Genomic DNA, 12,270 nt, shown 5'->3' with positions numbered 1-12,270 from the left:
CCATGCGCGTACTGCTGACCGGACACCAGGGCTACCTGGGCACCGTGATGGCCCCGGTCCTCGCGGCCGCCGGGCACGAGGTCGTCGGCCTGGACGCCGGTCTGTTCGCCGACTGCGTGCTGGGCCCGGCGCCCGCGGATCCGCCGGGGCACCGGGTGGACCTGCGCGACGTCACGGCCGGGCACGTGGCCGGGGTGGACGCCGTGATCCATCTGGCCGCCCTGTCCAACGACCCGTTGGGGTCGCTGGCTCCGGAACTCACCTACGACATCAACCACCACGCGTCGGTGCGGCTGGCCCGGCTGGCCCGCGAGGCCGGGGTGAAGCGCTTCCTGTACGCGTCGACCTGCTCGGTCTACGGCGCCGCCGGCGGTGACGGCCTGGTGGCCGAGGACGCCCCGCTGCGCCCGGTGACGCCGTACGCGGAGTCCAAGGTGCGGGTGGAGGACGACCTGCACGCGCTGGCCGACGGCGATTTCAGCCCGGTGTACATGCGCAACGCCACCGCCTTCGGCTACTCGCCCCGGCTGCGGGCCGACATCGTGCTGAACAACCTGGTGGGCCACGCGCTCCTGTCCGGCGAGGTGCTCGTGCTCTCCGACGGCACCCCCTGGCGCCCGCTGGTGCACGCCGCCGACATCGCCCGGGCCTTCACGGCCGCGCTGACCGCGCCGCGGGAGGCGGTGCACGACCGGGCGTTCAACATCGGCAGCGAGATCAACAACGTCACGGTGGCCGAGATCGCCGGGCAGGTCGCCGAGGCGGTGTCCGGCTCCAAGGTGGTGATCACCGGGGAGAACGGCGCCGATCCGCGGTCGTACCGGGTGGACTTCTCCCGGTTCCGCGCGGCGATCCCCGGCTTCGACTGCGAGTGGTCGGTGAAGCGGGGCGCGCTGGAACTCGCCGACGCCTACCGCGAGCACGGGCTGACGCAGGAGGCCTTCGAACGGCGCTTCACCCGGCTGGCCGTGCTGCGCGCGGCCTCCGACGCCGGCACCGTCGACGACACCCTGCGGTGGCGCGGATGACCGCGGACGGCGAGCAGCCGGTCGCCGCGGCCGGCGAGGAGATGCACGCGCTGGTGGAGCGGTTGTACCCGCTGTGCCGAAGCATCACCGGCGACGGGGTGCGCGCCACCCTGGACATCGTCGGCGAGTACCTGCCGCTTCAGGTGCACGAGGTGCCGACCGGGACCCAGGTGCTCGACTGGACGGTGCCGCAGGAGTGGAACATCCGGGACGCCTACATCGCCGACGCCACCGGCAGGCGGGTCGTCGACTTCGCCGCGTCCAGCCTGCACGTGCTCGGCTACAGCGTGCCGGTGTCGGCGACCATGCCGCTCGACGAGCTGCGCGGGCATCTGCACACCCTGCCGGACCACCCGTCCTGGGTGCCCTACCGCACCAGCTACTACAAGCCGGAATGGGGGTTCTGCCTGGCCCAGGAGACCCTGGACGCGATGCCGGACGGCGCGTACGAGGTGTGCATCGACTCGACGCTCGCCGACGGCCACCTCACCTACGCCGAGCACGTGGTCCCCGGGCAGGTCGCCGACGAGGTGATCGTCTCCTGCCACGTCTGCCACCCGTCGCTGGCCAACGACAACCTGGCGGGCATCGCGGTGGCCACCTTTCTGGCCCGGGCGCTGGCGGAGCGGACGCCCTACTTCACCTACCGGTTCATCTTCGCGCCCGGCACCATCGGGGCGATCACCTGGCTCGCCCGCAACACGGAACGGGTGACGGGGGCATCAACTGCTCATGGGGGTCCCCCCGCGCGAGCGAAGCCGGGCGGGGGGGAGGAGCCGGGAGCTGGGGGAAGGGTCAAGCACGGGCTGGTGCTGGCCTGCGCCGGCGACCGGGGGCACCTGACGTACAAGCAGAGCAGGCGCGGCGACGCGGAGATCGACCGCGTGATGCGGTATGTGCTGGCGGCGTCCGAACGCCCGCACCAGATCAACGAGTTCACTCCGTACGGCTACGACGAGCGGCAGTACTGCTCGCCCGGGTTCGATCTCGGCGTGGGCTCGCTCAGCCGGACCCCGTACGCGGGATACCCCGAGTACCACACCTCGGCGGACAACCCGGACTTCGTCTCCCCGGAGGCGATGGCGGACACGCTCGCCCTGTGCCGCGAGGCGTTCGCCGTGCTGGACGGCAACCGGCGGTACGTCAACCTGAGCCCCTACGGCGAACCCCAGCTGGGCCGGCGCGGGCTGTACGACGCGCTCGGCGGCCGCAGCGACACCAGGGAGGCCCAGATGGCCATGCTCTGGGTGCTCAGCCTCTCCGACGGCGAGCACAGTCTGCTGGACGTCGCCGAGCGGTCCGGGCTGCCGTTCGCCACCGTCACCGCGGCGGCCGACGCGCTGCACGGCGCCGAACTGATCAAGGCGTGACGCCGATGAACACCGAGGGGGAGCACGCGACGGCACCGGCGGCACCGGCCGGACCCGCCCCGCGGACCGCCAAACGGGCCATGGTCGGCCGGCTGTCGTGGGGACTGGCCGACCAGGCGGCCTCCAGCATCAGCAACTTCGCGGTGGGCATCTACGTGGCGCGCTCGCTGGGGGTGACCGCGTTCGGCGTGTTCAGCCTCGCCTGGGTGACGTACGGCGTGGTGCTCAACGTCTCCCGCGGGCTGGCCACCGACCCCCTGGTGGTGCGCTTCAGCGGCGTCCCGGAAGCGGCCTGGCGCGGGGCGGTGGGCCGGGCGTCGGGTACCGCGCTCGGTGTCGGCGTCGCCCTCGGCACGGTGTGCCTGACGGCCGGGCTCGGCCTCGGCGGCCGCGTGGGGCCCGCGTTCGCCGCCCTCGGTGTCATGTTGCCGGGGCTGCTGCTCCAGGACGCCTGGCGGTTCTCGTTCTTCGCCGCCGGCGCGGGGCGGAAGGCGTTCGTCAACGACCTCGTGTGGGGCATCGCGCTCGTCCCGGCCATGGTCGTGGCGGCCCGCGTGGGCAGCGTGGCCGCCTTCGTGCTCGCCTGGGGCGCGTCCGCCACGGTGGCGGCGGGGTACGGCCTGCTCCAGTCCGGCATCCGGCCCCGGACGACCGAGGCGCGCGGGTGGCTCCGCGAGCAGCGCGACCTCGGCTACTGGTACCTGGTCGAGAACGTCAGCCTCAGCGGCGCGAGCCAGCTGCGGGCGTACGGCCTCGGCGCGATCGTCGGGGTCGGCGCGGTGGGCGCGGTGCGGGGCGCCGAGCTGCTGCTCGGCCCGTTCCTCGCCGTGCTGATGGGGCTGTCGCTGGTCACGGTCCCGGAGGCGGCGCGGGTGCTGCGGCAGGCCCCGCACCGCCTCGCCTCGTTCTGCCTCCTCCTGGGCGGCGGACAGGCCGTCGGCGCGCTGCTCTGGGGCGGGGCGCTGCTGCTGGTGCCGGGCCGGTTCGGCGAGCTGGTGCTCGGCGGCGTCTGGCACTCCGCCTCACAGCTCATCGTGCCGATCACTCTCGGCGTCGCGGGCGCCGGCCTCGGCACCGGCGCGGCGGCCGGGCTGCGTGCGCTCGGCGCGGCCCGGCGCAGCCTGCGCTGCCAGCTGTTCGCCTCCGCAGGCTACGTCGGCGGCGGGCTCGGCGGGGCGGTCGCGGCCGGCACGGTCGGGTCGGCCTGGGGAGTCGCCGCCGCGACCATCAGCGGCTCGGCCCTGTGGTGGCTGCACCTGCGGTCCGCCCTGCGCGAGCGCCACCGCGATCCCATCCCCGAAGTGAGGACCACATGACCGACCGACCCAGGCTGAGCATCGGCCTGCCCGTGTACAACGGCGAGGAGTACCTGGCCGAGTCGTTCGACGCCCTGCTCGGCCAGACCTACGAGGACTTCGAGCTGGTCGTCTCCGACAACGCCTCGAGCGACGGGACCCAGGACATCTGCCGCCGGTACGCCGCGAAGGACTCGCGCATCCGGTACCTGCGGCTGCCCCGCAACATCGGCGCCACGCCGAACCACAACCACGTCCTCGACGAGTCCCGCGGCGAGCTGTTCAAGTGGGCATCGCACGACGACCTGTACGGCCGGGACCTGCTGCGGCGCTGCGTGGAGGCGCTGGACGAGCGGCCGGAGATGATCCTCGCGCACACCGGCCAGGCGATCATCGACGGCGACGGCAAGGTGACGGTCCCCTACGAGTACGGGCTCGCCACCGACTCGCCGCACGCGCCGGAGCGCTTCCGCAGTCTGCTGTTCGAGCCCGGTGGCGACGACTTCTACGGGGTGATGCGGGCCGACGTGCTGCGCCGGGTGAAAGCGATGGACAGCTACCACCACGCGGACCGCACGTACGTCGCCGAGATCACCCTGCACGGGCCTTTCCACCAGGTGCCGGAGCTGCTGTACTTCCGGCGCGACCACCCCACCCGCGCCGAGCGGGCGAACCCGTCCAAGCGCTCCCGCTGCGTCAACCTGGACCCGCGCCGGGCGGGCCCGCTGCACCCGACGCCCCGGTTGCTCGCCGAGTACGTCTGGGGCTTCGTCTCGGCGATCCGGCGGGCTCCGTTGTCCCCGGACGACCGGCGCGCGTGCTACCGCCATCTGGCCGCATGGATGACCAGCCGGGTCCGGCCGGGCGCCGGTGAACGGGTCGAGGACCGCGCCCCGCTCGACCCGGGCCGGCTCACCGTCTCCGTCGACGCGCTGGTCGCCGGACGGGAGGGGAGGCAGACATGACGTCCGCGGACGGAACTCCGGTGCGCGTGGGGGTGTTCGGCCTGCTCGGCTCCGGCAACCTCGGCAACGACGGGTCGCTCGAGGCCGTGCTCGGATACCTCGGGCGGGAGCATCCGGCGGCGGTCGTCGACGCGCTGTGCGGCGGACCCGAGGCTGTGACGGCCCGGTACGGGATCCCCGCGACGCGGCTGCACTGGTACCGCGGGGAGTACCGGACCGCGTCGCGGGCGGGCGCGATCGCGGGGAAGGGCCTGGGCAAGTTCGTCGACGTCTTCCGCACCGCCGCCTGGGTGCGCCGCCACGACGTGGTGATCGTGCCCGGCATGGGCGTCCTGGAGGCCACGCTGCCGCTGCGGCCGTGGGGTTTCCCCTACGCGCTGTTCCTGCTCTGCGCGGCCGGACGGCTGTCCGGCACCCGGGTCGCGCTGGTCGGCGTCGGGGCCGCCCCGATCGGCAACCGGGCCACCCGGGCGCTGGTGCGCCGGTCGGCGCGGCTGGCGGCCTACCGGTCGTACCGGGACGCCCCGTCCCGCGACGCGATGCGGGCGATGGGCGTGGACACCGCGCGCGACGAGGTGCACCCGGACCTCGCGTTCGCCCTGCCGTCGCCGCCGGCGAACGCGCCCACGGGCGCGCCGGGCCCCGTCTGCGTCGGCGTCATGGACTTCCACGGCGGCGACGACGACCGCGCCCGGGCCGAGGAGATCCACCGGCGCTACCTCGACGGGACGACCCGTTTCGTGCGCGCGCTGGCCGAGGAGGGCCGACCGGTCCGGCTGCTCACCGGCGACGAGTGCGACGCGCCGGTGGTCGCCGCGATCCTCGCCGCGGTGGACTCGCCGCTGGTCACCGCCGCCGAGACGGCCTCGCTCGCCGACCTGATGAAGGAGACGGCGGCCGCCGACACCGTGGTGGCGACCCGGTACCACAACCTGATCTGCGCGCTGAAGGCCGGCACGCCGACGCTCGCGCTCAGCTATGCGGCGAAGAGCGACGCGCTCATGGCGCAGATGGGGCTCGCCGCGTACTGTCACCCGGCTCGCGAGGTCGACGCCGACCGGCTGCTCGAGCAGTTCCGGGAACTGGAGGAACGATCGGCGCAGCTGCGGCAGACGCTCGTCGAACGGAACCGGGACGCCGTCCGGCAACTCGAGCACCAGTTCACCGCCTTGACCGCGGCCCTGTTCCCGGCGGCCGACCGCACCCACGCCCACGCCCGGCAGGAGACCCCGTGAAAGCGACCGAAGTCCCGGAGATCTCCGGTGCGTACCTGTTCGAGCCGACGCCGTACGCCGACGAGCGCGGCTTCTTCTGCCGCACCTTCGACGCCGACGTGGTCCGCTCGGTCGGCCTCGATCCGGACGCCTTCGTCCAGGACAGCCTGTCCCGCTCGGTCCGGGGGGTGCTGCGCGGTCTGCACCTGCGCTCCGGCGCCGGCGAGGCCAAGCTGGTGCGCTGCTCCTACGGCAGGATCTTCGACGTCGTCGTGGACCTGCGGACGGACTCGCCGACGTACCGCAACGTGGCCTCCTTCGAGTTGTCCGGCGAGACACAGACGACCCTGTACATCCCGGCGGGCTGCGCGCACGGCTTCCAGGCGCTGACCGCGACCGCCGACACCTCGTACCGCATCGACCGCCCGCACGATCCCGCCGAGGACGTGACGATCGCGTTCGACGACCCGGAGCTCGCCATCGCCTGGCCGCTGCCGGTCACATCGATGTCCCAGCGGGACCGGGAGGCGCCGAGCCTCGCCCAGGTCCTGAAGCACGCAGAGAGTTGAGGTCCGCTTTGGACACTGAAGGCACCGAAGAGCTCCTCCTCCCCCGGTCGCGGAGGGCGAACGAGCGGCTGCACGCCATGATCCCCGGGGGCGCGCACACCTACGCCAAGGGTGACGACCAGTACCCCGACAACCTGGCTCCGGTCATCGACCACGGCCTCGGCGCCCATGTATGGGACATCGACGGCAACCGCTACATCGAGTACGGCTCCGGGCTGCGGTCGGTCAGCCTCGGCCACGCCCACCCCCGCGTCGTCGAGGCGGTGCGGCGCGAACTCGACCGCGGCAGCAACTTCGTCCGGCCGTCCATCGTCGAGGTCGAGGCCGCGGAACGCTTCCTGGCCACGGTACCGACCGCCGAGATGGTGAAGTTCGCGAAGAACGGCTCCGACGCCACCACGGCCGCGGTGCGCCTCGCCCGCGCCGCCACCGGGCGCCTGCGGGTGGCCCTCTGCGCCGACCATCCGTTCTTCTCCACCGACGACTGGTTCATCGGCACCACGCCGATGTCCGCCGGTGTTCCGGCGGCGACCGACGAGCTCACCGTGACGTTTCCCTACGGGGACCTGGCCGCCACGGAGGAACTGCTCACCCGGTACCGGGACGAGGTCGCCTGTCTGATCCTCGAACCCGCCACCCACACCGAGCCGCCGCCCGGGTATCTGGCCGGCCTGCGCGAGCTGGCCGACCGGCACGGCTGCGTACTGGTCTTCGACGAGATGATCACCGGCTTCCGCTGGTCCGAGGCGGGTGCGCAGGGCCTGTACGGCGTCGTCCCCGACCTCTCCACGTTCGGCAAGGCGCTGGGCAACGGGTTCGCCGTCTCGGCGCTGGCCGGGCGCCGCGACCTGATGGAGCTGGGCGGGCTGCGGCACTCCGGCGACCGGGTGTTCCTGCTGTCCACCACGCACGGTGCGGAAACGCACTCCCTGGCAGCCGCCATGGCCGTGCAGGCCACCTATGTCGAAGAGGGGGTCACCGCGCGGCTGCACAGCCTGGGCGAGCGGCTGGCCGCCGGTGTGCGCGAGGCGGCGGCCGCCATGGGGGTCGGCGACCACATCGTCGTCCGGGGCCGGGCCAGCAACCTGGTCTTCGCCACCCTCGACGAGCACCTTCAACCGTCGCAGGAGTACCGCACCCTCTTCCTGCGCCGGCTTCTCGCGGGCGGGGTGCTGGCCCCGTCGTTCGTGGTGAGCAGCGCGCTCGACGACGCCGACATCGATCTCACCGTCGAGGTGGTGGCCCGGGCGTGCGCGGTGTACCGGAAGGCGCTGGACGCGGGTGACGCCACCCCGTGGCTGGCCGGACGGCCGGTGAAGCCCGTGTTCCGGCGCTCGGCGTGACGTGACGTCGGCGACACCCGGCCGGCCGGCGTCGGCCTACCGGTCGACCAGCCGGTCGGTCCTGCGGCCGTCCAGCCGGTCGGCCGACCGGTCGACCAGCCACGCGGTCGCCGGTGTCACCGCCAGCGCGGTGCACCAGCCGCCGAGGACGTCGGTCGGGTAGTGCGCGCCCAGCGCGACCTGCGCCCAGCCCATGGCGGCGCCGGCGGCCAGTGCGGCGGCCAGCACGAGTGACGTGCCGGCCGTCCTGCCGAGGCCGAGCCGGCCGGTCGCGAGCAGCGCCGCCACCAGGGCGAGCGCGGTGAGGAAGGCGGTGTGCCCGCTCGGGTAGGACAGGTTCCCCTCACCGTGGATGGTGCGTCCCGCCAGATGCTTGAGCAGTGTCGCCGTCCCGACCGTCAGGGCGGCGCCGGCGACGAAGAGCACCGCCGCGCGAGGACGCCGGAGCAGCAGACAGCCGGTCACGGCGGCCGCGACCAGCGTGGCCGCTCCCACGGGCTCCCCCAGGAAGTCCATGGCCAGGGCGACGTGCCGCCACGGCGGCCCCACGCCGTCCACCACCGCGCCGATCCGCGTGTCCACCCGGCCGGGCTCGCTGTCGCCTGCGTACAGGACCCCGAGCAGGACGACCACCAGCGCGGCGAGGGCCGCGACCAGCCCGAGCCGTCCGCGCAGTGACGGGGGCAGCACCGCGGGCGCCGGCCGGCCGGTCACCCGTCCGCCGGTGGCGGACCGAGGGTCGGCCGGCGGTCCGGCCGGCGGTCCGCAGCCGTGCCGCGCGCGGTACGTCGCGGACGCCGGTCGCCGGCTGCCGCTACGGCCCCGCCAGAGGCCCGCACCTCGTCGCCGGACCCGGCCGGTCCGCGTACCCCAGCCCGGTGGCGGTCGAGCCGTACGGCCCGCTCATGGCCGGGACGGGGATGAGCCCGCACACCCTCGGCCGTCCGGCAGATGCGATGCATCCTCCCCCTCCCGTCGGGGCCGACGCGCTGTCACCCGCCGCTGCCGCGCCCGGCGGGAACCGCCCGCGCCGCCGACGCCACTCCCCACCCATGACTATCCGACAGTCACATTAACCAACCGTGCGGTCCGGGAACACCGCCGCCGGAAAGTCCGCGTCGACACTCCGCGGAATCCTGGGTCCTGGTCCTCAAATCCTGGCCGCGTGACCAGCCGGGCGTCCCCGGCCCGGGTCGGTCCCTCACCCCGGTGACCTCCGCCGCCTCCCGGCCAGGACGCGGGCGACCACCGCGACCACGACGACGAGCGTGACCGCGTCCTCGGCCAGCGTCCCCAGCGCGCTCCCGACGGAGCGGCCGAAGGCGACTTCGGTGACGCAGTGCGCGATCGCGACGGAGCAGAGCATGAACGCGAATCCCGGCAGCGAGAACCCGCGCTTCTTGCCGTCCGGCTGCCTCGTCATATCCGGTCCCCTTCCGTTCCCGCCGGCTTCTCCCCGCCTCCCGGCCCGGCGCCGCCGCTGCCGTCGGCGAGGCCCCGCGAAGCCTGCCCGGCGCCGGGGCGGGCGTGCCGCCCCGGCGCCGCCGTTTCACGCCTCGTCGCGCAGGCGGGCCGCCAGGGAGAGCAGTGGCTCGGTCTCCTCGGTGCGGCCCAGGGCGGTCAGGCGGGAGACCGCCGCGTCGAGGCGGGCGAGGGCGGGGACGGGGCGTTCCAGGTAGATGCCCTCCACCGCGCCCGCGAGACGGACGCACTCGGCCCATTCGCCGGCGCGGTCGTCGTCCGGTCCCGGCTCGCCGAGCAGTGCGAGGGCCTTCTCGAGCGCGGCCAGAGCGGTCTCGTACTCGCCGGCGTGGGCGTTGACCCGGCCGTGTTCGTAGGCCAGGGCGGTGTCCAGGGAGCGGCCGCGGGGCTCGTGTCCCGCGGCGCGTGCCTCGTCGGCGATCCGGGCGGCGTCCGCGAGGAGGGCGAGGGCGTCGGCCAGGCCGTCGGCGCCCTGCCGCTGGGCCTGGAGCCTGGCGAGTTCGCGCAGGCAGTTGCTGATCCGCTCGTAGGCCGGGGACTCGGCGTGGGCGGCGAGTGCCCGGTCCACGACCTCGCGGGCCCGGTCGAACTCGCCGGACTCACCGAGCAGGACGGCCGTCTCCGAGGCGATCATGACGTGGCTTCCCGGGTCGTCGTCCCAGCCGGCCGACTCGGCCGCGAGGGCGACGAACTCGGCCGTGGCGGCCTTCAGGTCCTCCCCCTCGCGCAGTGCGCGGGCGCGCGTCAGGCGGAGCTGCGCGACCAGCCGGTCGCCCCGCTCCCCCGCACCGACGTCCGGTTCCGCGAGCAGGGAGTCGAGCAGGGCGATGCAGTCCTCGACGCGGCCCAGTTCGAGGCTGAGCCGGGCCGCGTCGCTGTACGTGCGGAAGCCGTCCGTCCGGCTGCCGCGGCGAAGTTCCAGCTCCGCGGAGCGCGTCAGATGCCGCAGGGCCTCGTCGGGGCGGCCCAGGTGCAGGCAGGCCTCGGCCAGATCGCCGTGCAGGCGGGAGGAGTCGATCCCGTCGGCCGGCCAGTCGGCGGCCAGTCGCAGAGCCTGCGTCAGATCCGCGTGCGCGGTCTGCGCGTCGTGGAGGAGGAGCTGGAGCCGGCCGCGCAGTCCGAGCGTGCGGGGCAGGTGCCAGGCGGGGCCGTGCGCCTTCAGCCGGTCGAGGAGGGTGTCGATCTCGGTGACCGCGGCGGACACATCGCCGGAGAGGGCGTACGTGCTGGCCCGCAGCAACAGGGCGCCGGAGATCTGTCCGGCGAGATCGTGCCGGGAGGCGAAGGCGTGCAGCAGGTCCACCTCGGCGAGGACCGGCGCGACGTGCGCCTCGCTCCCCGACGTCTGGAGGCGCATGCCGAGCGCGGTCGCCCGCAGCCGCAGCAGGCGGCCCTCCAGGAAGGGCGGGAGGCCGGGCGTCTCCTCGTGCAGGCGGACCATGGAGGCGTGGGCGGCGGTCAGGGCGGCGGCCTTCGCCTCGGCCCCGTCCGTGTCCTGCGCGGGGGTGTCGGCGGCGGGCAGCAGGGCGCAGGCGCGGGCGAGCGCCGCCTGTCCCGGGAGTCCGGCGTCGTCGTAGAGGGCCGCGGCCTCCTCGTAGAGGGCGGCGGCGTCGGACTCGTCCTTCTCGGCCGCCCGGCTCGCCTCGTCGGCCAGCAGGTCGGCGCGCAGCCGGACGAGCGGGCCCACGGCCGGATCGTCGGGGTGGGTGTAGTCCCGGGCGGCGACGAGCGTGCGCAGCCGCGCCCAGCAGGCGGGTTCGTCCGGATGTCCCTGCTCGTCCAGGGCCCTTGCCCGGAGGATGAGTTCGGGCAGCGAGTCGGGGACCGCGGCGGCCGCACGCGCGGCGGGCGCGGCTGTCGGCGCCGCCGGGGCCACGTCGTCGAGGCTGGGGGTGCGCAGGGTCAGTTCCAGTGCTTCGAGGAGCGGGGCACGGTCGAGGCGGGCCCGGCGGCGGTCGGTGTGCGCCGTGGTCGCGTTGCGGGCGTCGAAGCGGGCGGCGAGGCCGGCGGCGCGGCCGCGCACCTCGGCGCGCAGACCGGCCACGGTCCAGGTGCGGCCCGCGTACCCGGCGGCGGGCAGTTCGCCGTGGCCGAGGAGCTCGACGCGCTGGAGGAGGACCTCCACGCCGGTGAGGAAACCGAGCTGGTCCAGCGGCGAGTCGACCTCGTCGAACAGGCCGCGGTTCTCGGCGAGCAGTTCGAGGCCGCGCGCCTCGTTGCCGGTGAGCGCGCAGAACTCCAGGTGCCGACCGACCTCCTGGGCCATCGAGGGGTTGCGGCGGCAGCTGCGGTATCCGGCCAGGTGCAGTTCGCGGGCCCGGTCGGTGCGGCCGGTGCGCAGCAGGGGCAGCAGCGCGTGCGAGACGGAGCGGGCCGGCTCCTCCTGGCAGGACTCCTTGCCGGCCAGGACGGGCTCCCAGGCGCGCAGTGCCCGCTCGTCGTCGCCCGCCGCGAGGTGGTGCAGAGCGCGCTCGCAGATCTCGCAGGCCTCGCAGTCGCTGAGCCGGGTACGGGCGCGGCCCGCCCACAGCTCGTAGGCGAGGGTGGTGTCCTCGCCCACGTGGGTGGCCAGCTGGTACGCCTGTCCGTAGTAGGGCTGGAGGCCCAGACCGGCCTTCTCGTACCGGTCGCGCATCTCCGTCAGCCACTGACGCAGACTCGTCAGCGGTATCTCGGGCAGCGCGCGCAGGGCGTTGGCCACCCACTTGAACCGCCAGAACAGCAGGTGGCGCAGGCGCTCGTCGAAGACGTCGGGCTGCTCGTCGAAGAGGTTCAGCAGACGGGCGAAGACGACGGGCGACTTGCGGGGCTCGGAGCCGTAGGCGTACGCCTCCTGGAGTTCGAAGAGCGCGTGGACGAGTACCTCGGGCTCCGCGAACTGCTCGGCGGCGTCGACGAGTTCCTCCGCGGTGACGGTACGGGTACGCCCGTAGGGGCGCCGGTCGTTCTCCTGGAGCGCCTGGCGCAGCTCGTCGGTGGTCCGGGGTGCGGGTGCGGTCGGCAT

The 12,270-nt window shown here is 74.3% G+C and carries 10 protein-coding genes; 7 read left to right on the top strand and 3 right to left on the bottom strand.

Annotation, left to right across the window (positions count from 1 at the left end; translation table 11 throughout):
* Positions 1-2: 2 nt before the first annotated feature.
* From OHS71_RS35280 to OHS71_RS35250, 7 genes are read left to right on the top strand one after another with little or no spacing between them, the layout of a single operon-like run.
* On the top strand, positions 3-1,028 hold the full coding sequence (locus tag OHS71_RS35280; RefSeq protein ID WP_328483368.1) for an NAD-dependent epimerase/dehydratase family protein: 1,026 nt from the start codon (positions 3-5) through the stop codon (positions 1,026-1,028).
* Positions 1,025-2,398 carry a DUF4910 domain-containing protein gene (locus tag OHS71_RS35275; protein ID WP_328483367.1) on the top strand — a complete coding sequence of 458 codons (1,374 nt, stop codon included), beginning with the start codon at positions 1,025-1,027 and terminating at the stop codon, positions 2,396-2,398. The genes OHS71_RS35280 and OHS71_RS35275 overlap by 4 nt, the downstream gene beginning before the upstream one ends.
* 5 nt (positions 2,399-2,403) lie before the next feature.
* Positions 2,404-3,714, top strand: coding sequence for a hypothetical protein (locus tag OHS71_RS35270; RefSeq protein WP_328483366.1), 1,311 nt, complete (start codon positions 2,404-2,406; stop codon positions 3,712-3,714).
* Positions 3,711-4,658: a glycosyltransferase family 2 protein gene (locus OHS71_RS35265; protein ID WP_328483365.1), complete on the top strand. Its 948-nt coding sequence runs from the start codon at positions 3,711-3,713 to the stop codon at positions 4,656-4,658. The genes OHS71_RS35270 and OHS71_RS35265 overlap by 4 nt, the downstream gene beginning before the upstream one ends.
* Entirely contained in the window at positions 4,655-5,893 is a 1,239-nt protein-coding gene (locus tag OHS71_RS35260; protein WP_328483364.1) for a polysaccharide pyruvyl transferase family protein, read from the top strand. Before OHS71_RS35265 ends, OHS71_RS35260 begins: the two co-directional genes overlap by 4 nt.
* Positions 5,890-6,441, top strand: coding sequence for a dTDP-4-dehydrorhamnose 3,5-epimerase (gene rfbC, locus OHS71_RS35255; protein WP_328483363.1), 552 nt, complete (start codon positions 5,890-5,892; stop codon positions 6,439-6,441). Before OHS71_RS35260 ends, rfbC begins: the two co-directional genes overlap by 4 nt.
* An 8-nt stretch (positions 6,442-6,449) precedes the next feature.
* A complete protein-coding gene (locus OHS71_RS35250; RefSeq protein WP_328483362.1) occupies positions 6,450-7,784 on the top strand; it encodes a glutamate-1-semialdehyde 2,1-aminomutase in 1,335 nt (444 codons plus the stop codon).
* Positions 7,785-7,820: 36 nt separating this feature from the next.
* On the opposite strand, the gene OHS71_RS35245 is transcribed toward OHS71_RS35250, so the two are convergent.
* The 3 genes from OHS71_RS35245 to OHS71_RS35235 form a co-directional block, all read right to left on the bottom strand.
* A complete protein-coding gene (locus OHS71_RS35245) occupies positions 7,821-8,498 on the bottom strand; it encodes a phosphatase PAP2 family protein (RefSeq protein WP_328483361.1) in 678 nt (225 codons plus the stop codon).
* A gap of 487 nt (positions 8,499-8,985) precedes the next feature.
* Positions 8,986-9,207, bottom strand: coding sequence for a hypothetical protein (locus tag OHS71_RS35240; protein ID WP_328483360.1), 222 nt, complete (start codon positions 9,205-9,207; stop codon positions 8,986-8,988).
* 126 nt (positions 9,208-9,333) lie between these two features.
* On the bottom strand, positions 9,334-12,270 hold the full coding sequence (locus tag OHS71_RS35235; RefSeq protein ID WP_328483359.1) for a hypothetical protein: 2,937 nt from the start codon (positions 12,268-12,270) through the stop codon (positions 9,334-9,336).

It is taken from the genome of Streptomyces sp. NBC_00377 (genome assembly GCF_036075115.1).
Classification (GTDB): domain Bacteria; phylum Actinomycetota; class Actinomycetes; order Streptomycetales; family Streptomycetaceae; genus Streptomyces.
This window is presented reverse-complemented; position numbering and strand designations above follow the sequence as displayed.

Bases quoted from the DNA above. Each gene is read 5' to 3' on its own strand.
- OHS71_RS35260 (WP_328483364.1), top strand. From the start codon at position 4,655: ATGACGTCCGCGGACGGAACTCCGGTGCGCGTGGGGGTGTTCGGCCTG.
- OHS71_RS35270 (WP_328483366.1), top strand. From the start codon at position 2,404: ATGAACACCGAGGGGGAGCACGCGACGGCACCGGCGGCACCGGCCGGA.
- OHS71_RS35235 (WP_328483359.1), bottom strand. From the start codon at position 12,270: ATGCCGACCGCACCCGCACCCCGGACCACCGACGAGCTGCGCCAGGCG.
- OHS71_RS35280 (WP_328483368.1), top strand. From the start codon at position 3: ATGCGCGTACTGCTGACCGGACACCAGGGCTACCTGGGCACCGTGATG.
- OHS71_RS35240 (WP_328483360.1), bottom strand. From the start codon at position 9,207: ATGACGAGGCAGCCGGACGGCAAGAAGCGCGGGTTCTCGCTGCCGGGA.
- OHS71_RS35265 (WP_328483365.1), top strand. From the start codon at position 3,711: ATGACCGACCGACCCAGGCTGAGCATCGGCCTGCCCGTGTACAACGGC.
- OHS71_RS35275 (WP_328483367.1), top strand. From the start codon at position 1,025: ATGACCGCGGACGGCGAGCAGCCGGTCGCCGCGGCCGGCGAGGAGATG.